Raw genomic sequence first — 23,011 nt, 5'->3', positions numbered from 1 at the left:
TAAGCTCGTGGAAGACCTCGCAAAGTGGGGATGACATCTATCGCACGTAAGCGCCTAAAAGACAGGCGCTAAGTGCTCATAAGGAGCCACCCCACTAAGCTCGTGGAAGACCTCGCAAAGTGGGGATGACATCTATCGCACGTAAGCGCCTAAAAGACAGGCGCTAAGTGCTCATAAGGAGGAAAAGATGACGGAACAGGAATTATTATTAAAGGCAGATGAATTTATTGAGGCAAATATGGAGGATATCATCCGGGATATAAAGGCCGTGGTGGATATCCCCAGCGTAAAGTCGGAGGCAAAAGAAGGGGCGCCTTTTGGAGTGGAGGTGAGGCGTGCCCTGGGCAAGGCGCTGGAGATCGGGGAGCGCATGGGATTTAAGACCGTGAACTGCGGGGACTATCTGGGGTATGCGGAGCTTGTGGGGGAGAAGGAGGAGTATATCGGCACCATCGCCCATCTGGATGTGGTGCCGGCCGGCAACGGATGGAACACGGATCCCTATGATATGGTGGTAAAGGATGGCTATCTGATGGGGCGCGGAGTTGTGGATAACAAAGGCCCGCTGATCCTTACTTATTATATGGGGAAGTTTTTTAAGGACCTGGGCACCACCCTTCCCTACAGCCTGCGCATGATGGCAGGGTGTGATGAGGAGAGCGGCATGGAGGATGTGGAGTATTACATCCGCCACTATGAGGAGCCGGTATTCCTGTTTACGCCTGACTCGGAGTTCCCCCTGTGCAACGGTGAAAAGGGGTGCCTGTGCGGCAATTTTACAAGCCTTCCCTTTAAGGACGGGGCTATCGTGGATTTTGGCGGCGGTATGGCTCACAATGCAGTGGCCGACCAGGCATATGCGGTCATCCGCGCCGGCCTGGAGCAGTGTCCTAAGGCAGAGCGGATCACGGTCACTCCGGCGGATGAGGGCGTAAGGATCGATGCCGCCGGTATCGGGGGCCATGCTTCCCATGCGGAGGGGACGATCAATGCCATCGGGCTGATCGCGGACTATCTGCTGGAGCACGATCTTGTAACTGAGGAGGAAAAAAGGTTCCTGAAAGTGGTGTCCCTGTTGTGTGAAGACTATCAGGGGCATGGACTGGGGATCCAGTGTGATGACGGCATTTTTCCGCCCCTGAGCATTATCGGGGGAATGATCAGGATGGAGGACGGTGTGCTGAAGCAGAACTTTGACTCCCGGTATCCCACCAATACCACAGGCGGTGAACTGGTGAAAAAACTGTCCGAACTGTGCGCCCAGTATGGTGTAACGGTCACGGATGTGGAGGACAGCGTACCGTTTTATATCGGTGTGGATAAGCCGGAGATCAAGGCCTGCCTGGATGCGGGCAATGAGATCCGGGGAGTGGACGGAAAACCTTTTACCATGGGAGGGGGAACCTATGCCCGCCATTTTAAGAATGCAATCAGCTTCGGCACTGAGATCCCGGCCGAACCCCTTCCAGGCTTTGTGGGAAAAATACATACCTTTGATGAGGGAATCGGCATTGACCGCCTTAAGATGTCCCTGAAGATCTATATCCTTGCACTGTACAGGCTGATGCAGATTGAGTTCTAAAGGAGGAGCATATGAAGAGAAACCGAGTGGATGCAGTCCTTGACAGGTTGGAACAGATGGGTCTGGAGCAGCTGGTCATAACGGACGCCACCTCCATTTTCTATCTCACAGGTATCTGGGTGGATGCGGGAGAGCGCCTGGTGGCCCTGTACTTAAGCAGGCACCGGGACTGCTGTTTCTTTGTAAATAATATGTTCAACCTGCCGCCGGACCCGGGAGTTAAGATTGTGCGTTTCTCCGACACGGATCCGTATCTTGAGATGCTGGCAGGCTGCACGGACAGTACCAGGCCTTTGGGGGTGGACAAAAATATGCCGGCCCGCTTCCTGCTGCCCCTGATGTCAATGGGATGCGGTGCAGAATATGTGAATGCCTCCATCTGTGTGGATGGGGCCAGGGCAGTGAAGGACGAGGAGGAAATGGAGGCCATGCGCCGCGTTTCCGCCATCAATGATAAGGCTATGGCGGAATTTAAGGCGCTGTTAAAAGAAGGGGTGACAGAGCGGGAAATCTCCAATCAGATGAAAGAGATTTACCAGAAACTGGGGGCTGATGACCTGTCCTTCCCGCCTTCCGTGTGTTTTGGGGCCAATGCAGCCATCGGGCATTACCGTTCCGGAAATGTTGCCCTGAAAAAGGGGGACTGTGCGCTTCTGGATGTGGGGTGCAAAAAGGACAGCTATTGTGCGGATATGACAAGAACCTTTTTTTGCGGGGAAATAGCCAAAGAGGAGCACCGCAGGGTGTATGAGCTGGTGCTGGAGGCGAACCGGGCGGCGGAGGCCATCATAAAACCAGGTGTCAGGCTCTGCGACATTGACGCGGCAGCCAGAAAAGTGATCGAGGACGCGGGATATGGTGATCGGTTCACTCACAGGCTGGGGCATTTTATCGGACTGGAGGTCCATGATTTCGGGGACGTGTCCGGCGCAAACCAGGAAACAGCCGTGCCGGGCAATATTTTCTCCATCGAGCCGGGAATTTATCTGGAAGGCGATGTGGGAGTGCGCATCGAGGACCTGGTGCTGGTGACAGAGACGGGGTGTGAGATACTTAATTCCTACGGCAAAGATCTGGAGATAATCTGACAGGGAAGGACGGATCAGAACAATGATAGAAGAGTTAAATAAGTGTATAGAGTCCAATAAGGAACAGATGGTGCAGTCCCTTTGTGAGATCGTGGGTATTCCCAGCAAATACGGCCGGCCAAAGGAAGGGGCGCCATACGGCGAGGAGTCCCGGCGGGCCCTTGGGTTTGCCATGGACCTGGGAAGGAAGCTGGGGTTTGAAACCGTTGTCAATGTGGGGGATCGGGTATGCTATATTGAGTACGGCACAGGAACCAAGGTGGTGGGGGTATTTGCCCACCTGGATATCGTGCCTGAAGGGGATGGATGGACCTATCCGCCCTTTGGAGGCGAGATCCATAACAACCGGGTCTACGGCCGCGGTACCGTAGACAACAAGGGACCCTTCATCGCATCCCTCTATGCCCTTTATGCCATCAAGGAATGCGGGCTGTCTCTTGGGGATTACCGGATCCGCATTGTGGGCGGGACCAATGAGGAAAAGGGTATGGACGATATGAAATATTACGTGTCCCAGTGCGGTGCTCCTGACGCCGGCTTTACGCCGGACGGCCTGTTCCCCATGTCCTTTACGGAACGAGGGATCAATTATTATTATATGTCCTACGGCTTTTCTGAGAGATCCACCTCAAAGGTCAGGGTCTTGGAGCTCCATGGAGGGGAAATCCTCAATATGGTTCCTGACAGGGCCTTTGCAAAGCTGGAGGTTTCAGATGCAGCAGAAGCGGACCGGGTGATGAAGCTGGTGGAGGAATACCGTCAGACAACAGGCAGGGATGTGACTGCCAGGCTGGAGGAAGACAGGATCGAGATCACATCCAGGGGACTGTGCGCCCACTCCTGTACGCCTTTTAACGGCAAAAATGCCATTGTGGCGATTCTTATGCTGTTAGCTGATCTGGGGATCAACGGATCCATGGGAGCATTCCTGAAGTTCTTTGCGGAAAAGATCGGGATGACCACGGACGGGAGCCTTCTTGGGATGAAGAGGGAGGATGAGTGCGGCAAGCTCACATTCAGCCTTTCAAAGATGGATGTGGATGAAAAGGGGTTAACGTGGGTGGCTAACATACGCTATCCGTATACCTATAAAGACCAGGTGACAGAGGATTTTACGGCCAGGGTCGCTCATGAAGGAATCGTGGTCCATGAGGTGGACGCCCACAACACATACAGATTCCCTATGGACCATCCCCTGATCCGGACGCTGCGCGGCGTTTATGAGGAGCTGACCGGAAAGGATTCGACCCCCAGCCATGAGGGCGGTACCTACGCCCAGGTGGTGCCGGGCATTGTGCCCTTTGGCTCCATTTTCCCGGGAACCCCGGACCTGTGCCACAGGCCGGATGAGTGCATTGACATTGATGAATATGTCCTGGACGCAAAGCTTTTTGGAAATGCCATGTATGCGCTGACCAGGGAAGATCTTTAAAGACAGGTTACCCTCAGTGGGCAAGGGGCGTGTGTGCCCTTGTCCACTGAGGGTACGGATTAATGATGTAGACTCCGAGAGTACACACAGGAACAAAGGGAGGAAATAAACCAGTGATAGAAGTAAAAGACCTGGTAAAACAGTACGGAAGCTTCAGGGCAGTGGATCACCTGAGCTTCACAGTGGAAAAAGGACAGATATATGGGTTCCTGGGACCCAACGGGGCGGGAAAATCCACCACCATGAATATGATCACAGGCTATCTGTCCGCCACGGAGGGAACCGTGCTGATTGACGGACACGATATATTTCTCGAGCCGGAGGAGGCCAAGCGTCATATGGGATACCTGCCCGAGATACCGCCTGTGTATCCGGATATGAATCCCCAGGAGTACCTGACCTTTGCGGGGGAACTGAAGGGCATTCCCAGAAAAGGACTTATGGGGGAAGTGGAACGGGTAATGGGGCTTACCGGCATCACCCATATGAGACTTCGCCTGATCAAGAACCTGTCCAAAGGGTACAGGCAGAGGGTGGGATTTGCCTGCGCCCTGCTGGGGGACCCGCAGGTCATTATTCTGGATGAACCCACCGTGGGTCTGGACCCCAGACAGATCATAGAGATCAGGGAACTGATCAAGTCACTTGGAAAAAAGCATACTGTGATCCTCAGCAGCCATATCCTTTCTGAGGTCAGCGCGGTATGTGATCATATACTGATCATATCAAAGGGAAAGCTGGTGGCCAGCAATACGCCGGAAGGGCTTGGAAAGCTGATGCAGCGCACCAATGTTTACGATATGCTGGTTCAGGGAGACCATGAACGGCTGGGGGAACTGCTGAAAGGGGTCCATGGACTGCAGGCCATCACCACCTCTGCCCATGATTCGGGATTTGCCGCCGTCCATCTGGAGACGGATGAAAAGACCGATCCCAGGGCCCAGGTGTTCCGGCTGCTGGCAGGAGCCGACTGCCCCATCATGGAGCTTAAGTCCGCTACTATGAGTTTGGAGGACGTGTTCCTGGAACTGACCGCCCAGGATATGCAGACAGAAGGAGGAACGGAACATGAAGGCGATTTATAAAAAAGAAGTACTCTCATTTTTCCGCTCCATGATGGGGTATCTGTATACAGCCTTCCTGCTGCTGATCGCCGGCGTATTCTTCACAGCCTTTAACCTCCAGGGCGGCGTTGCGGAGTTTGGGTATGTGTTGGGCAATACCACGGTTGTGCTGCTGATCGTGATACCTGTCATTACCATGAGGGCTCTGGGGGAGGAGCAGCGGCAGAAAACGGACCAGCTGCTGTTTACTGCCCCTGTCAAGGTGAGCAGGATCGTGCTGGGCAAATTTTTTGCCATTCTTACCGTATTTGCAGTGCCTCTGACCGTGCTGACAGCCTGCCCGCTGGTGCTTTCCCTTTACGGCGCAGTGCCTTTAAAGGAATCCTATTCCTGCTTCCTGGCATTTTTCTTTATGGGAGCTGCCTGCATCGCGATCGGCATATTCATATCCAGCATCACTGAGAGCCAGATCATAGCAGCGGTGGGGACCTTTGCCATCATGCTGTGCAGCTACCTGATCAATGGCATGAGCGGTCTTATGGGCATCTCAGCAGTCAATTCCGTGGCAGGTTTTGCGGTTGTGGTTCTTCTGGGGGGAATACTGCTTGCCGTAATGACAAAGAGCCTGCCTCTGGGTGCTGCGGCAGCCGGCATATGTGAAGTGGGGCTGGGGGCCGTCTACCTGATGGACAGTACCGTGTTTGAGGGCGCATTTCCACGTTTTTTAGGTTTCTTTTCCCTGTTCCAGCGCTATTATGATTTTGTGGACGGGATATTTGATGTCACCCATCTTGTGTATTATCTGGGAATTGTGGTGTTGTTTTTGTTCTTTGCCGTGCAGTCGGTGGAGAAGCGCAGATGGGATTCCTTTAAGGGCAAGCATTTTAAGATCGGGCTGTATGCAGTTACAATGTGCGTCCTTATGGTAGTGATCGTGGTCCTGTCCAATCTGATCGCGCATAAGCTCCCTTCCAGGTATACCAGGTATGATACGTCTGCTTCCGGGCTGTACAGCATATCACCCCAGACCAGGGAGGTGGTTTCGGCCAACGAGGCTCCGGTCAGCTTATACCTGATTGCTTCCAAAGGAAAGGAAGACCGGAAGCTTACGCAGCTTTTGGAAAAATACAGGGATTTAAGCGGAAGGATCACAGTGGAATACGTGGACCCCATCCTGTCACCAGGGTTTGTATCAGAGTACACATCGGATAAGGTCAGTGACAACAGCATCATTGTGGTGGGAGAGAAGCGGTCCAGGGTACTGCGCAATACGGATCTGTATCCGGTAAACTACGATTACGATACGGGCAGGACTACCACGGATTTTGACGGTGAGGGGCAAATCACCAGCGCAATCCATTACGTGACCTCAGACACCCTTTCAAAAGTATATCTGATCAATGGACATGGGGAAAATGAACTGACGGAATCCTTTGTCTCCGCCATGGGAAAGGAAGGCGTGGAGGCTGAACCCCTGAATCTGACCTCGGCGGACCGGGTGCCGGAGGATGGGGGCTGCCTGTTCCTAAACGTGCCTGTGTCCGACCTGACGGACAGGGAACGGGATGTGCTGGTTTCCTATCTGGAACAGGGGGGGCGCATGCTCCTGATCACAGGCATTACCGCTGCCCGGACGCCCAACCTGGACCAGGTGCTGGCCGGCTACGGTGTATCCGCGGTCCAGGGCATGATCGTGGAGGGGGACAGCAATTACAGCATTCCCTCTTATCCCAATTTCCTGCTTCCGGAGATTAGAAACAGCCAGATCACGGAGCCATTTATTTCGGAGGGCAGTCTGCTGCTCATGCCCAATGCCCATGGCATTGTGAAAACGGAGGATGTGCGCAGCACGGTGGAGGTGGACGGGATCCTTACTACCTCCTCCAACTCCTATATAAAGACAGACAGCTCATCCTTGGGATATATGCGCGGTGACCCGGTGGGACCCTTTGCAACAGGGGTAACCGCCGTGGAGCGGACAGACGAGGGGGAGACCAGGATCGTATGGTTTTCCAGCTCCGGTATGCTGATGGAGGAGATGGATGAAATGGTGGGAGGAAATAATACAAACCTTGTATTAAATTCCATCGGATGGATGACGGAGCAGGAAAACAGCATAACCATCCGTCCAAAGCCCGCCTCATCCGCGTCCCTCAGGCTTACTTCGGCCCAGGCCATGCGCTGGAGCGTGCTCTTTGTGCTGGCGGTTCCGGCTGCCGTGATGACCGGAGGCAGTATCCTGTGTATAAGAAGGAGGAGACGTCAATGAGACGAGAACAGAAACGAAATCTACTGCTGGCGTCAGTGACAGCCATTCTGCTTCTTGCAGTCTACCTCATGATACCACCGGACACCAACATAAAGACCGGGAAAGAGGAACATCTGGTGGTGTATTCCATGGATCCGCAGGATGTGACAGGTCTTGCATTTAACAGCGGGAACGGCAGGATCTCCCTTGTAAGACGGGAGGGGGGATGGGTTTACACGGAGGATGAGACATTTCCCCTGAACCAGAATTTTGTGGATACCATGCTGGACAAGACGGCGCGGCTCACCGCAGGGCGCTTTGTGGCGGAGGGCAGCGCTCATTACGGCGAATATGGACTGGACCAGCCATCCAACGAGATCCTGGTGACCGGAACAGCGGGAACCCGGACCATCTATCTGGGAAGCACCAACAGTGCAACAGGAGACTGTTACATGGCGGTGGATGGATCGGAGAAAATATACACGGTGGATGCCACCTTCGCTAACCTGTTTTCCAGCAGTCTGAATACCATGGCAACGCGGGAGACCCTGCCGGGGATCAGCCTGGATAATATGGTTGTGGTCACTGTGAAAAAAGAGGGGAGTACGTTTGCCTTTTCCAGGCCTTCCCAGGGAGAGAGCCAGGGAGAGGGAGGCTGGAGCGTTTCGGAAAATGACGGGCCGGCCAGGGCGGCTGACAGCGGGCTGGTATCAGAGTGCCTGGGCAAGCTGGTGAAACTCAGATATGAGGAGATGACAGTGTACCACCCCACACAGGCGCAGAAAAAGGAATACGGACTGGCAGGGAACGAAGGGGAATCAGGCAGCTTGATCCGGGTTGTTTACCGGGATGATGCCGGGCAGGATGGTTCCGGGGATTCCGGTCAGGATATATCCGGGCAAGGCGGGGCCGGGCAGGATGGGAGCGGGGATACCATGGGGGAATTTGTGCTGCACATGGGAAGAGACAGCAAAGACGGCCTTTACACCTATGTATATCCGGAAGGCGGGCAGGGGATCTATGCTGTGAAAAAAGATGGACTGGAGCCCTTCCTGCACCTTTCATCTGAAAACTTCCTGTCCCTGAGCGTGGCGCCTGTTAAGGCGGAGACCCTTGCCGGACTTACACTCACATGGGAAAACGGCAGGGCGGAGTTCAGGATCAGCCCGGCCGGAGATGAAGGCCGGGAAGAACAGCCGGAGGAACAGAACGGCGGACAGGAAAACGGACAGAAAAAGGTCTATACCCTGAACGGACATGAGATAACGGAAGCGGAATTTAATAAATTTTATTATCCGCTCTATGGTTTTGCGGCGGAAAAGAGGGTTTCGGACATGGCTTCACAGCTGATCAGCCAGCCCATTCTCACCATGGAATACCAGTGCGTTCCGGGGACTGCACAGGATATGACCGTGGACCTCATTCCCTATGACCAGAATTATTATGGTGCCAGGGTAAACGGCCAGGCATTCCTGCTTGTAAACAGGCAGAGGGTCAACAGCCTGATGAATGAAGTGAATAAACTACCATTGGAGTGAGAACCCATATCTTTTGTCCCTGTTAAGTGGTATGATATAGATATATCTTGTACACAGATGGCAGAGACAGAGGAGGTAATACAATGGAGCGTAAAGTGGTAAAAATATACTCGGCAGAGAGCAGCATACAGGCTGAGATGATCCTGGATACCCTTGGCGGCAACCAGATACCGGCCTATAAAAAGGATGTTGGTTCCAGTGGGATCATGAATGTATATGGCACCAATTCCCTGGGCGGGGAGGAGATCTACGTTGCGGAGGAGGACGCGGAGCAGGCGCTGGAAGTATTGGGAGGAATGGGGCTTTGATCATGGAACCGTTTAGCTGCTGCAAGATGGAAATTTTTATACCTGAATCCCATTTGAATGTGCTGCAGACCGCGCTGCAGCAGGTGGACGCCGGACACATCGGAAATTATGACAGCTGCCTGTCCTACAGTTATGTGACAGGATGCTGGAGACCGCTTAAGGGCAGCAGTCCATATCTGGGCAGCTGTGATGAGGTCAGCCGGGAACAGGAACTTAAGGTGGAGGTGACCTGCATGAGGGAACGGGTCAAGGAAACCCTGGCTGCTGTTAAGAAAATCCACCCCTACGAGGAGCCGGTCATCAATGTGATACCGCTGTATATGACCGGAATGGATGGGATTTCCTGACAGTTTCAAAAGAGATAAAATGAAAGGATGACTGAGAAATGTTCAGCCATCCTTTTTGTTGTATTACGGACAAAAATAGTGTTTTTTATGATGGGAATCTGTTTTAAACACAAAATGTAGTGGGGATTCTTGGGGAGTTGACCGTTCTAGTAATAGGGAGGGGTGGTATGAAAAAATATAAAACGTACATTGGCCTTATGATTCTGATGCTGGTATTTGCCTTAAGCGCACACTATACCCGTATTCCGGAATATAAAATATATAAAATATTTTCACAGGAAGGTGCAGACTTTAAGGAGACGGAACTCCATGTCATCGTATATAAGCCATGGAATACGGATGGAACCGCGGGGCGGATCGTTACCCAGCATAATAAAATGAATGGAATGCCTGACAGACTGACGGTTTTGCTGTATCACAGCAAATATGACGTGGACCACGGCCGGGATTATTACAAGGCCGTGTATGAAAATCAAGGTGGATATGATCCGCCTCCTTTGTGTTTCCCGTAGCGGAATTTGAAGCTCGCTGATCTAACGAGGCCGTACACAACTTGCCCGATGCGTCCGCCCGGGTATGGACAGCTGTAATAAAATAGGGGGCTGCTGGATAAGGGCATTCATGACCCCGCCAGTATCAGTAGCGGATAAATTGCCGGCAAACCACTTAATAAGCCTATGGGAACGTGTTATACGCACATACTCATAGGCTTATTCTGGTTTTTCCTATTTTTGAGAACAGCGGCCCTGATCGCAGGCTCAAAGCATATTGCGGTCCTTCTTCGTAACCACTAAATAAAATATAAAATGTGCAATTGTTGTCAAAACCCAGGAAATGGGAAAGCTTAAGAACAATACCTCAAGGGATGTCCAGGTTTTGAATATGGTTTGGATCCATATGATGCGGAAACCACAGGCTCCCACAAGGGTAACCACTGTGGGCATCACAGAGTATCCCAGGCCACGGAGCACTCCTGCAACTGCTTCCATGATACCGCACAGGAAATAGGGGAGCATAAGGACTGCCATTCGGATCATGCCATACTCAATATCTGCTGTTTCATGTGTATACAGGGATAGCAGAGGCCTGCCAAGCCCATAAACCGCAAAACCTAAGACCAGGCCAAAAAGACCTGCATATAACAGGCACAATCTTAATATCTTAGGCACCCGGTCCCGCCGTCCTGCCCCCACATTCTGGCCCGTAAAGTTAATGCCTGCCTGATGCATGGAGTTGGTGGCAGCGTATACAAAGCCCTCAATGCTGGTGGCAGCGGAACACCCTGCAATTGCCGCGGAGCCAAAGAGATTGATGGAGCTTTGGATCTGCATATTGGAAATGGAAAAAACAGTGTTATTCAGTCCTGCGGGGATACCCACACGAAGAATGCGTCCCAATATGGTTTTGTCTATGCGCAGTTTCCTAATATCCAAATGGAAAGCGCCTTTCTGGCGCACAAGGTAACGGATGACTAAGATAGCTGAAACAACCTGGGAAACAAGGGTGGCGATGGCAACCCCGGCAACGTCAAGGTGAAATCCGATCACCAGGATCAGGTTTAATATGACATTGATGACGCCCGTACAAGCAAGGTAAAATAAGGGCTGTTTCGTGTTGCCCTGGGCCCGGAGAATGGCTGCCCCAAAATTGTAAACCATGATTGCTGGTGAACCGAGGCAGTAGATCCGGATATACAGCAGAGACTGGTCAATGATATTATCGGGAGTGTTCATGTATATCAGACAGATGCGGCTGACACAAATACCGATAACGGCAAGGAGTATCCCGCTTAGCAGGCTTACTGTAATTGCAGTATTCACGGTCTTCTTTAATTGTTCCTGATTCTTGGCGCCAACATACTGTGCGGCTATGACATTTACTCCGATTGATAATCCAAGAAAGGTATTGACCAGAAGGTTTGTCAAATAAGTGGTGGCCCCAACGGCCGCCAAAGCGCTGCTTCCTGCAAACTGTCCCACCACAGCCATATCACAGGCATTAAACAGCAGCTGCAAAACTCCGGTCAGAATGACCGGAATTGTAAAACGGAAAATATTTTTTGTTAGGGATCCCCCCAGCATATCGATTTCTGCGCGTTTCATCTTTCCCTCCGATTGAGACTCCCGCCTTTTCCGGCAGCGAGCCATAACTATTTGTCTTGGCAAAAGTGTCAATCTCCTTCTGTCAATCTCCTTCCAAGATGAAGCTCCAGCGGATTGCTTAAGGCGCCTGGTTATTTTTGCCGTGCCAAATATGGCGTGCGCCTTGCAAATAGATAGATAACTAAATTTATTATATCGTATATGCGTTTATTGTCAAGAAATGGTATTTATAAAAGTTAGAATAGAGAGACAAGGAACCGTCTTACCCACTTCTATTTTTTTGCCAATTATGGTAAAATATTCATATATTATAAATCCAATAGGCACAGCAACCACATCTGCTGATCAACAGGAAACCGTGGTGCATGGTGCAGAAAATCATGGCGGCCGGTCCTTAAGGGGAATACACAGGGGTTACAGCAATAAAAAGCAGAAAATATCAAGCAGGAAACACCTGCTTTTTATTTTTGCTTTTCGTGGCAGGCTGCTTGGATGTAGACCAATCTGCCCATGGGAGGTTTTCCGGGAGTTGTTGGAACAGCATGGAAAAGGAGAGGAGGAAGACAGAAATAAGATAATTATTAGGCAAAAGTGCATAAAAAATAATTGATAAATACGTAAAAATGTACATAATAATATATGCGTATTGACAATACTGTGTGACGCATTATATAATATGAGAAACGGTGGTGAAATGATGGATAAGAGAGATGAGATTGTATCAAATCTGACCTTGGAGCTCCGGCGCGGCACATTGATCCTCAGTGTACTGAGTCAGCTTTTTGTACCGCAGTATGGGTATTCCCTGATACAGTGCCTGAATGCCAGCGGTGTTCAGATCGATATCGGTACAATTTACCCACTGCTTCGCCGGCTGGAAAAGCAGGGGTTGCTGGAAAGCGTATGGGAGGTGGGAGAAAGCAGGCCGCGCAGGTATTATAAGATCAGTGAGGATGGGAAGGTTGTGTATGGCATTCTATGTGAAGAGTGGTTCAGGATGTCAAAGAGTGTAGAGCGCTTGATAAATGGGGGTGAGGATCAGGATGGAGCTGATTGAGCGGTACATATATGCAGTATCCCGCCGCTTGCCGGTGTCACAGCGCGCGGATATTGAACAGGAACTGCGGACTTTGATTGAGGATATGATACAGGAGCGCTGTCATGGAGAGGCCGGACAGGAACAGATCATGGCGCTTCTAAAGGAATTAGGCGATCCGGCTTACCTGGCGGGACAATACAGGGAGGAGCAGAAATATTTGATCGGACCTCAGCTTTACGATGCCTATACGCTGGCAATGCGTATTTTTCTGGCGGCATCCGTGTTTGGGATCAGTCTCATAGAAATAGTTGGTTTTTTCCTTCATCCGGACGCTCTGCTGGAAGATATATTGTTCCAATTTGCGGCATTGCTCCTGCGGGCTGTATGTCTGAGCTTTGTACTGGTCACATTGGTATTTGCCCTCATGGAACGCGACCACTATCGCAGAGCATCCAAAACAGCGTGGGATCCGGCCGCCTTGCCAAAGATCCCAAAACGGAGCCAGACCATATCCATCTCTGGGGTGGTATGGTCCGTGGTTGTCAGCATTGCCATGATCAGTGTGATCGTAATGGGAAATCCAACCGTACAGATATCGGAGGTAATCTGGATCACCAATCCCATCTCTATACCGATCTTTTCGCCAAAAGGGATGCAGACGGTTGCTCCGATCATTGTTTCACTGCTGTTTGTTGGGATCATAAGGGACCTGGTAAAACTGGCGTCTGGATGCTGGACAATGAAACTGTCGGTCATCAATGTTTTGATCAACAGTATCTCTGTGATCTGCTACATGTTCTTTTTGACAAAGCCGGACATATTTAACCAGTCACTGGTAGGGGGATTGGCATTGAGGGTGTTATGGCCGGCGGGAGTAACGGGGGAGGCTCAGGCCTGTGAGATAGCGGTAAATGTGCTGGTATATCTCACTGTGGTGGCATTGATCACGGAATCTGCCCTTTCCCTGTACCACGGTATCCGATATCAGATAGAAAACGGACAAAACAACAGCTAGGAGGGGTAGACTATGGGGGACATGGAGAAACAGCCGCATATTTTGATCTCGCGGAAAGAGTCCGCGGAGTATGCGATCATACCCGGGGATCCAAAACGCGTGAAAAGGATTGCCGGATATCTGGATGATGTGCGGGAACTTGCATTTAACAGGGAGTATTATTCAATACGAGGCAAATATAAAGGTGTCCCTGTCATTGCGCTTTCCACTGGGATTGGGGGACCATCGGCAGCCATAGCGATTGAAGAGATGAGGGCCATAGGAGTCCGGACGATCCTGCGGATCGGAAGCTGCGGAGCGCTTCAAAGCGGCATGTCCGTGGGAGACCTGATCATCAGCACAGGTTCTGTAAGGGATGACGGAACCACGTCCACTTATGTGGATAAGGGATATCCGGCAGTACCGGATCTGGAGACAACGGGTATCCTGCAGCAGGTATGCGGGAAAATGGGATTTAGGTACCATAGCGGGATCACCCGAAGCCATGACAGCTATTATGCGGATACAGCAGAGGAACGGACGGACTACTGGCATAGCAGGGGGATCCTGGGAGAGGATCTGGAGACTTCTACACTCTTTGTGGTGGCAGGCCTGCGGGGGCTCAGAGCCGGATCCATCTTAAATATTGTGGTGGAATGGAAGGGGGATGTAAAGGAAGGGATCCAGGATTATGTAAATGACGCCAGACAGGCAGCTTGCGGGGAAGAAAATGAGATCCTGGCGGCATTGGAAACAATTTCCGAATTGGAGGCAAGAAAGAACTAGGAAGAGCTAGGAAGAGCTAGAAAGAGCTAGAAAGAGCCGGAACGGGATAAGGAGAAGGAGGTATTCAAATGGGTAAGAAAAGGGGTATATGGTCATTAAACTTCAGTACGGCATCATTGGTATTGATACCCGCAGCAGTGGGCATCAACTATATCGGTAAGTTTTTCGCTGAGGCGCTGAAGCTTCCGTTATTTATGGATAATATCGGAACCATTATTGCAGGTGCTCTCTGCGGACCGGTTATTGGCGGGATCTGCGGAGCGCTGAAAAATATCATATACGGTCTGACGGCAAGCCCTGTTTCATTGGTCTATGCACTGACCGGCCTGGGTATTGGCCTGACCGCGGGAATTACCGCGTATAAGGGATTGTTCAAAAGTTATAAGGGAGCTCTGATCACAGGCCTTTTGATCGGTCTGGTGGCAGTGGTCATTTCCACGCCCCTTAATATTATATTCTGGAGCGGGCAAACGGGGAATGTATGGGGGGATGCCGTATTTACATATCTGATGGCAAATAAGGTGCCTGTCATATTGTCATCATTAGTGGATGAGGCAGTGGTCGATATACCGGACAAGATCTTAGTAGCGATGATTTCTTTCGCCATATACAAAAATCTTCCCAAACGCCTTACCAGCCTTTATACCATGGAAGAGGAGACCGAAAGTTTATAATAACCGGAGTGGTATCCGGATCATCAGGCGGGCAGGCTCTGTAAGGGACTGCCTGCATCTGCAAGGAGGACTGTGAGATGAAGATGGCAAGCTTATATGTGGAGAAGGAATCGGCGCTTCACCGGACTCATCCGATCAATAAACTTTATTATATCATGGCGGCGGTACTCATCCCGCTGTTCATATCGAATTTGTATGTAACGGTGGGCGTCATCCTGATCAATCTGACACTGCTGAGCAAAGGCAGGGTTTTCCGGCGTATGCTGCCCCTTATTGGTGTGAGCCTGATCCTGATGGCGTCCATCCTGTTGGTCCAGGGCTTATTTAATCCGGACAATGAAACCGTGCTGCTGGATGTTATGGGGATCCGTTATTATCTGGAAGGGTTTCTCCATGCGCTTTCCATCTGTCTGAACCTGATCAATATTATTTGTGCTTTTTCAATCCTTGTATTGACAACAAGGCCGTCAGATTTGGTGGAATCCCTGGTGAAGAAAGGGATGAGCCCCAAAATCGGCTATGTGTTCAGCTCAGTCCTGCAGATTATTCCTGAAATGATCACATCAACAGGCACCATCACAGACGCCCAGCGGTCACGGGGCCTTGAGATGGAGGGAAGCCTGTTGACCAGGGTGAAGGCATTTATTCCCTTAATAGGACCGGTGGTAATGAATTCACTGCTGCAGACCAGAGAAAGGGCGGTTGCCCTTGAAGTGAGAGGATTCAATTCCAGAACACCGAAGACTTTTATCAATCAGATGGAGGATGGAAGCCATGACAGGTTTATCAGAAGCTGCTGCTGTGTTCTGGTCATAGCTGCATTGGTATGGAGGGGATTCCTATGGCTAAGATAAGTGTGGAGCATTTGAAATATATGTATCCCATGACAGATAAACTGGTATTGAATGATATTTCATTCCAGGTTGAAGCCGGTGAGATCGTAGGGATCGTAGGCACCAACGGAGCTGGAAAATCCACGCTCTGCCAGGCGCTTGTAGGGCTGGTGCCAAACTTCTATAAAGGAAGATACGGCGGACATGTGTTTATTGACGGTATGGAGGTTACAAAGGCTGAGTCCAGCGATCTGGTGTCCAAAATCGGCATTGTATTTCAAAGCCCCTTTACACAGGTCACAGGCTCCAAGCTGACTGTGTTTGAGGAGATTGCATTTGGTCCTGAGAACATTGGTCTGCCCCGGGAGGAGATTCTTAAAAGGGTGGAATATGCAATGGAGCTTTTGGATATTGCAAACTACAGGAACCGGAATCCGTTCCAGCTTTCCGGCGGGCAGATGCAAAGGATGGCAATCGCCAGTATCATTGCCATGCGTCCGGAGGTCATTGTCTTTGACGAGCCCACCTCACAGCTGGATCCCCAGGGATCGGAGGAGGTGTTCCGGGCCATACAGACCCTCAGCAAAGAGGGGATGACGATCCTGATTGTTGAGCATAAGATCGAAAAACTGGCAAGATATTGTGATAAGATCATTCTCATGCATGATGGAATTGTGGTGGATTATGATGTTCCTGCAAAGGTGTTTTCCAATCCGGAATTGGAGAAGTATCAGATGGATTATCCGGTGTTTACCCAGATATGCCGTGAGCTTTGCGTGAAAAAAACAGATGGCCTGTATCCTGTTACATTGGAGGATACCTGCCAGCTGGTCAGGGGGCAGAGGGGATATGAATAATATTACGGTTCAGGATCTGTGTTTTTCTTATACAGAGGATACGCCGATCCTCAAAAAACTGAATTTGGAAATTGATGGTAGAAAGACAGCTGTTGTGGGGCAGAATGGAGCGGGAAAGACCACATTTGTAAAATTGCTGAAGGGCCTTTTAAAGCCTGTGAGCGGAAAGATCCTGATCAATGGAACGGATATCAGCACCACAACGGTGGCGGAGTTGTCCAAGCAGGTAGGTATGGTATTTCAGAACCCGGATGACCAGATATTTAAAAATAAGATCATAGATGAGGTAATGTTCGGCCCCCTAAACATTTTTAAGGATAAGGAAAAAGCAAGGGAGAATGCAGTAAGGGCACTGGAGATCGTGGGGCTGAAGGATAAAATGGAGGAAAGCCCTTATGATTTTGGGCTGTCGGAGCGGAAGCTGATATCCATTGCATCTGTGATCGCCATGGAAAATGAAATAATAATTCTGGATGAGCCAACCATTGCACAGGACAGCTGGGGAAAGCGGCGCATCGGAGAGATCATCAACCGTTTGGGGGAGGAAGGAAAGCTGGTGATCACCATTATCCATGATATGGATTTTGTCGCCAATTATTTTGAACGGGTGGTGGTCCTGCGCAGGGGAGAGGTTTATCTTGACGGTCCGGCCCAGGAAGTGTTTGCGCAGAGGGAAAAGATACGGGATGCCTATCTGGAGCTGCCCCATGTGGCTCAGCTCAGCACCATGGAAAATGGTCGGGTGTATATTACGGTTAAGGATTATGTGGAGGCAAAGAGGAGAGGATGAACAGGGGGGCTGCTGCCTTTAATATGCTCCCTCTTAAGTAGACGGTCGAAATGATTGAGCGTGTCTACTTAAGAGGGAGCATATTTTATTGACTGGGCGGCCCTCTTATTTTAATTTAACAATCCGGGTGGGCAGCCTGAAAACTTTTTAGAATATTGTCCATACTTCTATGAATATGCCATTCCATAATACGTTTCCCTTCAGTTATATCTCCGGCACGAATAGCCTGAAGAATCTCAATGTGCTCTTGTGTGGATTGGTGGTAATGCTCCAGTTCAGAATTCATTGTGCTAATGCTGGGGCCATTCCACAAACTCATAAGAAAATTCAAAAGTTTTTGATTATCTGCCGCTTTCCAAATAGTCATATGAATTCTCTGATTGAGTTCCGTATAGTAAGAACGATCAATCATATCCATATTATCCATCATGTGATACAGTTCAGTGAGTAGTTCAGATACATCTAACCCATTTCTTGCAGCTCTGGCTACAGCCTCAGATTCCAAAAGAATTCTCATTTCGTAATGGTCGATAATGAATTTTTGATTAATAGGTTTTACAATAGCGCCTTTATTCATTCGTAATTCAATTAATCCTTCAGCAGCCAGAGTCTGAAAGGCTTCGCGGACTGGAGTTCGGCTTACACCAAGCCGTTCTGCGATTTCTGTGAGGCTTAATTCCTGCCCATTTTTATATTCACCTGCTAAAAGTGCTTTTTTTAAAATTGATGTAATGCGCACGCGGGCAGGCATAAGTTCTAATGATTCCACGTTTATCACCTCGGATTTCTCATGTGCTTATCATAACATATTTACGAAATTCCTGTCAAATCTCATAAGATTGCCATTATAATATTGTGAAATATAAATAAAAATATAAGATAATTACAAAAATATATTGCACATAAAGTAGAAATGTGATAATCTAAACGTGAAAAATGTAATATCGTATACGATATTCAAAATACGATATACAAACAAGAGGGGAGATGGTAGGTTTATGCATGCAATCGAGAAGATTCTTGCGAAAAACAGCGGAAGGAAAAAGGTAAGTACAGGTGAAATTGTAACTGCAAAAGTTGACTTTGCGGAAATAAATGACCTGTATTTACAAACGGTATATTCTTTTTATGAAATGGGTGGAGAAACGGTGTGGGATAATACGCGTGCGGCTTTTGTTTTTGATCATTATGCTCCGGCACCGGATATTAAGAGCGCATCGAATCATGAGGAAATGCGTGGTTTTGCAAAGAAAAATAACTTAAAATATCACTTTGATACAAATTGCGGAGTATGTCATCAGGTGATGCCGGAGGCAGGAGTCATTTATCCGGGGATGATTGTGGTGGCAACGGACAGCCATACCACAACACATGGAGCATTTGGAGCCATGGGAACTGGATGTGGCGCCACAGATATGGCTACGATTTTGATGACTGGGGAGCTCTGGTTCCGAATACCGGAAATCATTGAAGTCCGTTTGGAGGGTGAGACAAAAAAGGGAGTATATCCCAAAGATGTGATACTGCATGTTCTGGGAAAAATCAAGGCTGACGGAGCTGTATATAAAGCAATTGATTTTACGGGAAGTTATGTAGAGCAACTAAATGTGGCAGGCAGAATGGTTATCTGTAATATGGCTGTTGAGATGGGAGCAAAGACAGCATATATGCAGCCAAATCAGGATGTATTGGATTATGTTTCAAAACGTGCAGCCCGTTCCTATGAAGTTCAGTATACAGATCCGGATTTTCAATACCAGGAATCCTATTGCTGGGATGTTTCTGAATTGGAGCCACAATTAGCCTGTCCCCACAGTGTAGATAATGTAGCACCTCTGAGTAAGGTGATTTTAGAGCAGGATGTTATATTAAATCAGGGATATGTAGGCAGCTGCACGGGAGGCCGTGAGGAAGACATAGCCGAGACGGCAGGAATCCTAAGAGGAAAACACATTCCTCCATACTGCAGGCTGGTAGTAGTTCCGGCTTCAGCAGAGGTTATGTTGTCCTGCATGGAAAAGGGATATATTCAGGATCTAATGAAAGCGGGAGCAACGATTGCCACTCCCGGATGCGGAGCTTGTTTGGGAGCGCATGAAGGGATTATTGCACAGGGGGAGCGCTGCATAAGCAGTACAAATCGAAATTTCCCAGGGAGAATGGGATCGAATAAGGCGGAGATTTATTTGGCTAGTCCGGCGACTGTGGCAGCAAGCATACTGAATGGACGCATCACAGATCCGCGGCAGTATTTATAGGGGGTGAGCAGATGGAAACAATAATCATTGGAGAAACTATCGTTGTTGGAAATAATATTGACACTGACCAAATATATCCGGGACGCTTTTTGGCGCTTACTGATCCGGAAGAGATTGGGAGTCATTGCTTAAGTGGGGTAGATGAAAATATTGCGGTTTCTTTTCCGAAAGGAGGGATTGTTGTAGCAGGGACTAATTTTGGGTGTGGATCCAGCAGGGAACATGCACCGATTGCGCTGTTACATATGGGAGTATCTGCAGTTGTTGCTGATTCCTTTGCACGTATTTTCTTTCGCAATTCAATTAATTTAGGGCTGCCCTTGGTGGTATGTAGAGGAATCGGTAAGAAAGTGAAGTATGGACAGACTCTGAAGTTGGACTTGGAGAATGGCACAGTTACTGTTATGGAAACAGGAGAATGCTGTCTGTGCGAGAAAATGGGAGAACAGGCTTTTAAGATCTTGGAGGCAGGTGGAATTAAGCCTATGATGAGAGAAAGAATGAAAAAAGGGGGAGAATAGTATGTCGATTGAGTTTGTCTTTATCATTGGAATGGCAATTTTACTGTTTTTATGCCTGAAGGTAAAAGCGAATGCATTCATCGCATTATTGTCAACAGCACTTGTTATGGGAGTACTTGCGGGAATGAGTGGTTCTGATACAGTAGGAGCAATCACAGGAGGATTTTCAGGAACGGTTAAGAGTATTGGTATTGTTATCATTTTTGGGATTATGCTGGGCAATTATCTTGATGCGGCGAAAGCTACAAATCGAATGGCTATGGACACCGTAAAACTGGTTGGACAAAAGCGGGCAGGGCTTGCCATGGCTATTACAGGATATATTGTATCAATTCCGGTTTTTTCAGATGCGGCATTTGTAATTTTAACTCCTTTGGTAAAGGCGATTCAAAAGAAAACAAAGATTCCTTTAGCTATTTTGGCAGTGAGCCTTTCAGCAGGACTGCTGGCAACCCATGTTTTTGTTCCGCCGACTCCAGGCCCATTGGCGGCGGCTGGGTTGCTGGGAATTGATATTGGACAGGCCATATTATACGGAAGTTTTGCAGCGGTTTTTATGACGCTTTTTGGATGGATTTTTGCAGAGATTTATTTTAGGAATAAGCCTGACGATTTTTACTCATTCCGTTCTGATATAAAAGAGGAGGAAACAGCAAATATTGATGATGACTCAAATTTGCCCGGAACATTGGCCAGCCTTTTGCCATTACTGGTGCCGATTGTATTGATTCTTTCAAAAACTACTTGCGATATGATTTGTCCGGAGGGAACGCCGGTTCTGCTGATTACTTCTTTTGTTGGAGATTCAAATATTGCATTGGCTATTGGCGCGGTTTTAGCTATTGTAACACTTGGTAAACGTTTAGGGAGCAAAAAGGTACTTGAAGTAATGGATAAGACACTAAAGGATGCAGGGCCAATCGTGTTCATTACGGCAGCAGGAGGTGCACTGGGCCAAGTATTGAAGGTTTCTGGAGCTGGTGATAGTCTGGCGAATATGGTCATTAATACAGGACTCCCCTTTATTCTGATTCCATTTGTGATATCCGGTGTTTTAAAAGTAGTACAGGGCTCAGGTACCGTTGCAGTGACAACTGCTGCAACTCTTTGTGCTCCGATTGCAGCAAGTCTGGGATTAAATCCTATTTTGATTTTCTTGGCGTCAGGCGCAGGCGCACGAGCTTGCTGTCATGTGAACGATAGCTATTTTTGGGTATATACCAACTGTATGGGTTATGATATGAAAACAGGATTAAAAACTTTATCTCTCAGCAACATTTCCATGGCTATTGGCGGCTTGGTTGCAACATTTATTTGCAGTATATGGCTGTAAATAGGATCAAAGGGAATCGTTTAAAATAAATAGTTTCAAATACATAAAAATTGAAGATACCACAGACCAGGAAGATGAATAAAGGCTCCTGGTCTTTTTTACCGCTGCTATTCGGCCTATTCATATATTATCCCCCAATAATAATCTGCAGACCTATCCTCACTATTCCCAGCGGACACAAGATACCGTAAGATGCGCAGATGTACAGGCCCCATACCCTTTCACCATATTGTGTTTATCTATCTGTAGTGATATCATGATTATGAATAAAATGAGTCATCACAAGCTGGTTCATTTTAAAAACAAAAGGAGAGTGGAATGATGGCCTGGTGGGCAGTTGCGGCGGTTGCGGCATTTTTTATAAAAGGATTATGCGGGTTTGCAAATACGCTGGTATTTACAAGTATATTGAGCTTTTCTAACAACAATAGCGTGATTTCGCCGGTGGAGTTACTGTTGGGATATCCAACCAATATGATTCTGGCTTGGAGAGAACGCAGATCCATAAAATGGAGCATATGTATTCCGTTATCGATCTTAGTTGTCATGGGCAGTGTACCCGGCATTTTATTTCTTAAAAATGCGGATGTGCGCATGATAAAAATTTTCTTTGGGTTTATCATCATTCTCATAGGCATGGAAATGCTGTACCGGGAATATCATACAAAACCCGTTAAGCAGTCCAAGATCCTGCTTGGATTGATTGGGATTCTGTCAGGACTGCTTTGCGGCCTGTACGGGATAGGGGATCTTCTGGGAGCTTATGTAAACAGAGTTACAGATGACACCCATTCTTTTAAAGCTAATATCTGTATTGTTTTTTTGATTGAGAATACATTGAGGATTCTTTTGTATGGGTTATGGGGAATGGTTTCGCTTGAACTGGTAAAAACATCCATTATGCTGATTCCGTTTATGCTTCTGGGACTTTCACTTGGCATTTTTAGTGGAAGGATCCTGCCGGAGAAAGCAGTCAGAAAATTAGTTGTTGTCATGCTGATTATTTCAGGCGCGGCATTGGTAATGAAAAGTATATAAACGCACAGACAAAATGACTAAAAAATAATAATTAAAATGAATAAATTAATGCAATTTTGGACTATGGAATTCTGTAAAAAGATGGGAATTGTTAAAATGGTGACAATAATAGGGGCTAAAAGCGATAAAAATATACAAAATATATAAAAAACTATTTACAATCAGAGAAGCTTATGGTA

General features: G+C 48.5%; 23 protein-coding genes. 21 read left to right on the top strand and 2 right to left on the bottom strand.

Annotation, left to right across the window (positions count from 1 at the left end; all coding sequences use genetic code 11):
• Nucleotides 1–187 precede the first annotated feature (187 nt).
• The 9 genes from HMPREF9469_RS22235 (at nucleotide 188) to HMPREF9469_RS22200 (ending at nucleotide 10,119) form a co-directional block, all read left to right on the top strand.
• Nucleotides 188–1,582, top strand: coding sequence for a Sapep family Mn(2+)-dependent dipeptidase (locus HMPREF9469_RS22235; RefSeq protein ID WP_007867124.1), 1,395 nt, complete (start codon nucleotides 188–190; stop codon nucleotides 1,580–1,582).
• Nucleotides 1,583–1,593: 11 nt separating this feature from the next.
• Nucleotides 1,594–2,670, top strand: coding sequence for a M24 family metallopeptidase (locus tag HMPREF9469_RS22230; RefSeq protein ID WP_007867122.1), 1,077 nt, complete (start codon nucleotides 1,594–1,596; stop codon nucleotides 2,668–2,670).
• A 22-nt stretch (nucleotides 2,671–2,692) separates the two neighbouring features.
• On the top strand, nucleotides 2,693–4,102 hold the full coding sequence (locus HMPREF9469_RS22225; protein WP_007867120.1) for a Sapep family Mn(2+)-dependent dipeptidase: 1,410 nt from the start codon (nucleotides 2,693–2,695) through the stop codon (nucleotides 4,100–4,102).
• A gap of 113 nt (nucleotides 4,103–4,215) precedes the next feature.
• Nucleotides 4,216–5,187, top strand: coding sequence for an ABC transporter ATP-binding protein (locus HMPREF9469_RS22220; RefSeq protein WP_007867118.1), 972 nt, complete (start codon nucleotides 4,216–4,218; stop codon nucleotides 5,185–5,187).
• Complete coding sequence (locus HMPREF9469_RS31485; protein WP_007867116.1) at nucleotides 5,171–7,435, top strand: ABC transporter permease; 2,265 nt, start codon at nucleotides 5,171–5,173, stop codon at nucleotides 7,433–7,435. The genes HMPREF9469_RS22220 and HMPREF9469_RS31485 overlap by 17 nt, the downstream gene beginning before the upstream one ends.
• Complete coding sequence (locus HMPREF9469_RS22215; protein WP_007867112.1) at nucleotides 7,432–8,952, top strand: DUF4340 domain-containing protein; 1,521 nt, start codon at nucleotides 7,432–7,434, stop codon at nucleotides 8,950–8,952. Before HMPREF9469_RS31485 ends, HMPREF9469_RS22215 begins: the two co-directional genes overlap by 4 nt.
• Nucleotides 8,953–9,035: 83 nt before the next feature.
• Entirely contained in the window at nucleotides 9,036–9,260 is a 225-nt protein-coding gene (locus HMPREF9469_RS22210; RefSeq protein ID WP_007867110.1) for a putative signal transducing protein, read from the top strand.
• Between the two features lie 2 nt (nucleotides 9,261–9,262).
• Nucleotides 9,263–9,607 (top strand): divalent cation tolerance protein CutA, encoded by a 345-nt coding sequence (gene cutA, locus HMPREF9469_RS22205; RefSeq protein WP_040417145.1) that lies wholly within the window; start codon nucleotides 9,263–9,265, stop codon nucleotides 9,605–9,607.
• A gap of 167 nt (nucleotides 9,608–9,774) precedes the next feature.
• The gene (locus tag HMPREF9469_RS22200; protein WP_007867106.1) at nucleotides 9,775–10,119 is read left to right on the top strand and encodes a hypothetical protein; all 345 of its coding nucleotides are present in this window, start codon (nucleotides 9,775–9,777) and stop codon (nucleotides 10,117–10,119) included.
• A gap of 246 nt (nucleotides 10,120–10,365) precedes the next feature.
• On the opposite strand, the gene HMPREF9469_RS22195 is transcribed toward HMPREF9469_RS22200, so the two are convergent.
• Entirely contained in the window at nucleotides 10,366–11,709 is a 1,344-nt protein-coding gene (locus HMPREF9469_RS22195) for an MATE family efflux transporter (protein ID WP_007867103.1), read from the bottom strand.
• A gap of 220 nt (nucleotides 11,710–11,929) precedes the next feature.
• Between HMPREF9469_RS22195 and HMPREF9469_RS22190 the strand changes: the two genes are divergently transcribed.
• The 8 genes from HMPREF9469_RS22190 (at nucleotide 11,930) to HMPREF9469_RS22155 (ending at nucleotide 17,682) form a co-directional block, all read left to right on the top strand.
• On the top strand, nucleotides 11,930–12,319 hold the full coding sequence (locus tag HMPREF9469_RS22190; RefSeq protein WP_157140331.1) for a hypothetical protein: 390 nt from the start codon (nucleotides 11,930–11,932) through the stop codon (nucleotides 12,317–12,319).
• A gap of 84 nt (nucleotides 12,320–12,403) precedes the next feature.
• Nucleotides 12,404–12,766: a PadR family transcriptional regulator gene (locus HMPREF9469_RS22185; protein WP_330363690.1), complete on the top strand. Its 363-nt coding sequence runs from the start codon at nucleotides 12,404–12,406 to the stop codon at nucleotides 12,764–12,766.
• Nucleotides 12,753–13,763 (top strand): hypothetical protein, encoded by a 1,011-nt coding sequence (locus tag HMPREF9469_RS30780; RefSeq protein WP_007867096.1) that lies wholly within the window; start codon nucleotides 12,753–12,755, stop codon nucleotides 13,761–13,763. The genes HMPREF9469_RS22185 and HMPREF9469_RS30780 overlap by 14 nt, the downstream gene beginning before the upstream one ends.
• A gap of 12 nt (nucleotides 13,764–13,775) precedes the next feature.
• Entirely contained in the window at nucleotides 13,776–14,528 is a 753-nt protein-coding gene (locus HMPREF9469_RS22175; RefSeq protein ID WP_007867094.1) for a nucleoside phosphorylase, read from the top strand.
• Between the two features lie 68 nt (nucleotides 14,529–14,596).
• On the top strand, nucleotides 14,597–15,202 hold the full coding sequence (locus tag HMPREF9469_RS22170; RefSeq protein WP_007867092.1) for an ECF transporter S component: 606 nt from the start codon (nucleotides 14,597–14,599) through the stop codon (nucleotides 15,200–15,202).
• A gap of 77 nt (nucleotides 15,203–15,279) precedes the next feature.
• The gene (locus HMPREF9469_RS22165; RefSeq protein ID WP_007867090.1) at nucleotides 15,280–16,056 is read left to right on the top strand and encodes an energy-coupling factor transporter transmembrane component T family protein; all 777 of its coding nucleotides are present in this window, start codon (nucleotides 15,280–15,282) and stop codon (nucleotides 16,054–16,056) included.
• Nucleotides 16,044–16,892, top strand: a complete 849-nt coding sequence (locus HMPREF9469_RS22160) for an energy-coupling factor ABC transporter ATP-binding protein (protein ID WP_007867088.1) — start codon at nucleotides 16,044–16,046, stop codon at nucleotides 16,890–16,892. The genes HMPREF9469_RS22165 and HMPREF9469_RS22160 overlap by 13 nt, the downstream gene beginning before the upstream one ends.
• Nucleotides 16,885–17,682 (top strand): energy-coupling factor ABC transporter ATP-binding protein, encoded by a 798-nt coding sequence (locus HMPREF9469_RS22155; protein ID WP_007867085.1) that lies wholly within the window; start codon nucleotides 16,885–16,887, stop codon nucleotides 17,680–17,682. Before HMPREF9469_RS22160 ends, HMPREF9469_RS22155 begins: the two co-directional genes overlap by 8 nt.
• A gap of 115 nt (nucleotides 17,683–17,797) precedes the next feature.
• On the opposite strand, the gene HMPREF9469_RS22150 is transcribed toward HMPREF9469_RS22155, so the two are convergent.
• Complete coding sequence (locus tag HMPREF9469_RS22150) at nucleotides 17,798–18,451, bottom strand: GntR family transcriptional regulator (protein WP_007867082.1); 654 nt, start codon at nucleotides 18,449–18,451, stop codon at nucleotides 17,798–17,800.
• Between the two features lie 160 nt (nucleotides 18,452–18,611).
• On the opposite strand from HMPREF9469_RS22150, the gene HMPREF9469_RS22145 reads away from it, so the two are divergent.
• From HMPREF9469_RS22145 to HMPREF9469_RS22130, 4 genes are all read left to right on the top strand, one after another.
• Complete coding sequence (locus HMPREF9469_RS22145) at nucleotides 18,612–19,940, top strand: 3-isopropylmalate dehydratase large subunit (protein ID WP_227162266.1); 1,329 nt, start codon at nucleotides 18,612–18,614, stop codon at nucleotides 19,938–19,940.
• Between the two features lie 11 nt (nucleotides 19,941–19,951).
• Complete coding sequence (locus tag HMPREF9469_RS22140) at nucleotides 19,952–20,461, top strand: LeuD/DmdB family oxidoreductase small subunit (RefSeq protein ID WP_007867077.1); 510 nt, start codon at nucleotides 19,952–19,954, stop codon at nucleotides 20,459–20,461.
• A gap of 1 nt (nucleotide 20,462) precedes the next feature.
• Nucleotides 20,463–21,794, top strand: coding sequence for a GntP family permease (locus tag HMPREF9469_RS22135; protein WP_007867072.1), 1,332 nt, complete (start codon nucleotides 20,463–20,465; stop codon nucleotides 21,792–21,794).
• Nucleotides 21,795–22,112: 318 nt separating this feature from the next.
• Entirely contained in the window at nucleotides 22,113–22,832 is a 720-nt protein-coding gene (locus HMPREF9469_RS22130) for a sulfite exporter TauE/SafE family protein (RefSeq protein WP_227884557.1), read from the top strand.
• Nucleotides 22,833–23,011 lie beyond the last annotated feature (179 nt).

It is taken from the genome of [Clostridium] citroniae WAL-17108, assembly GCF_000233455.1.
Taxonomy (GTDB): domain Bacteria; phylum Bacillota; class Clostridia; order Lachnospirales; family Lachnospiraceae; genus Enterocloster; species Enterocloster citroniae.
Note: the sequence above shows the minus strand (reverse complement) of the source record. Positions and strands in the feature narration are given on the sequence as shown.

What these genes read in the sequence shown, in the direction of transcription:
- HMPREF9469_RS22200 (WP_007867106.1), top strand. Translation starts at nt 9,775, where the DNA reads ATGAAAAAATATAAAACGTACATTGGCCTTATGATTCTGATGCTGGTA.
- HMPREF9469_RS22235 (WP_007867124.1), top strand. Translation starts at nt 188, where the DNA reads ATGACGGAACAGGAATTATTATTAAAGGCAGATGAATTTATTGAGGCA.
- HMPREF9469_RS31485 (WP_007867116.1), top strand. Translation starts at nt 5,171, where the DNA reads ATGAAGGCGATTTATAAAAAAGAAGTACTCTCATTTTTCCGCTCCATG.
- HMPREF9469_RS22140 (WP_007867077.1), top strand. Translation starts at nt 19,952, where the DNA reads ATGGAAACAATAATCATTGGAGAAACTATCGTTGTTGGAAATAATATT.
- HMPREF9469_RS22230 (WP_007867122.1), top strand. Translation starts at nt 1,594, where the DNA reads ATGAAGAGAAACCGAGTGGATGCAGTCCTTGACAGGTTGGAACAGATG.
- HMPREF9469_RS22175 (WP_007867094.1), top strand. Translation starts at nt 13,776, where the DNA reads ATGGGGGACATGGAGAAACAGCCGCATATTTTGATCTCGCGGAAAGAG.
- HMPREF9469_RS22215 (WP_007867112.1), top strand. Translation starts at nt 7,432, where the DNA reads ATGAGACGAGAACAGAAACGAAATCTACTGCTGGCGTCAGTGACAGCC.
- HMPREF9469_RS22210 (WP_007867110.1), top strand. Translation starts at nt 9,036, where the DNA reads ATGGAGCGTAAAGTGGTAAAAATATACTCGGCAGAGAGCAGCATACAG.
- cutA (WP_040417145.1), top strand. Translation starts at nt 9,263, where the DNA reads ATGGAACCGTTTAGCTGCTGCAAGATGGAAATTTTTATACCTGAATCC.
- HMPREF9469_RS22190 (WP_157140331.1), top strand. Translation starts at nt 11,930, where the DNA reads ATGGTATTTATAAAAGTTAGAATAGAGAGACAAGGAACCGTCTTACCC.
- HMPREF9469_RS22160 (WP_007867088.1), top strand. Translation starts at nt 16,044, where the DNA reads ATGGCTAAGATAAGTGTGGAGCATTTGAAATATATGTATCCCATGACA.
- HMPREF9469_RS22130 (WP_227884557.1), top strand. Translation starts at nt 22,113, where the DNA reads ATGATGGCCTGGTGGGCAGTTGCGGCGGTTGCGGCATTTTTTATAAAA.
- HMPREF9469_RS22185 (WP_330363690.1), top strand. Translation starts at nt 12,404, where the DNA reads ATGATGGATAAGAGAGATGAGATTGTATCAAATCTGACCTTGGAGCTC.
- HMPREF9469_RS22155 (WP_007867085.1), top strand. Translation starts at nt 16,885, where the DNA reads ATGAATAATATTACGGTTCAGGATCTGTGTTTTTCTTATACAGAGGAT.
- HMPREF9469_RS22170 (WP_007867092.1), top strand. Translation starts at nt 14,597, where the DNA reads ATGGGTAAGAAAAGGGGTATATGGTCATTAAACTTCAGTACGGCATCA.
- HMPREF9469_RS22165 (WP_007867090.1), top strand. Translation starts at nt 15,280, where the DNA reads ATGAAGATGGCAAGCTTATATGTGGAGAAGGAATCGGCGCTTCACCGG.
- HMPREF9469_RS22195 (WP_007867103.1), bottom strand. Translation starts at nt 11,709, where the DNA reads ATGAAACGCGCAGAAATCGATATGCTGGGGGGATCCCTAACAAAAAAT.
- HMPREF9469_RS30780 (WP_007867096.1), top strand. Translation starts at nt 12,753, where the DNA reads ATGGAGCTGATTGAGCGGTACATATATGCAGTATCCCGCCGCTTGCCG.
- HMPREF9469_RS22135 (WP_007867072.1), top strand. Translation starts at nt 20,463, where the DNA reads ATGTCGATTGAGTTTGTCTTTATCATTGGAATGGCAATTTTACTGTTT.
- HMPREF9469_RS22225 (WP_007867120.1), top strand. Translation starts at nt 2,693, where the DNA reads ATGATAGAAGAGTTAAATAAGTGTATAGAGTCCAATAAGGAACAGATG.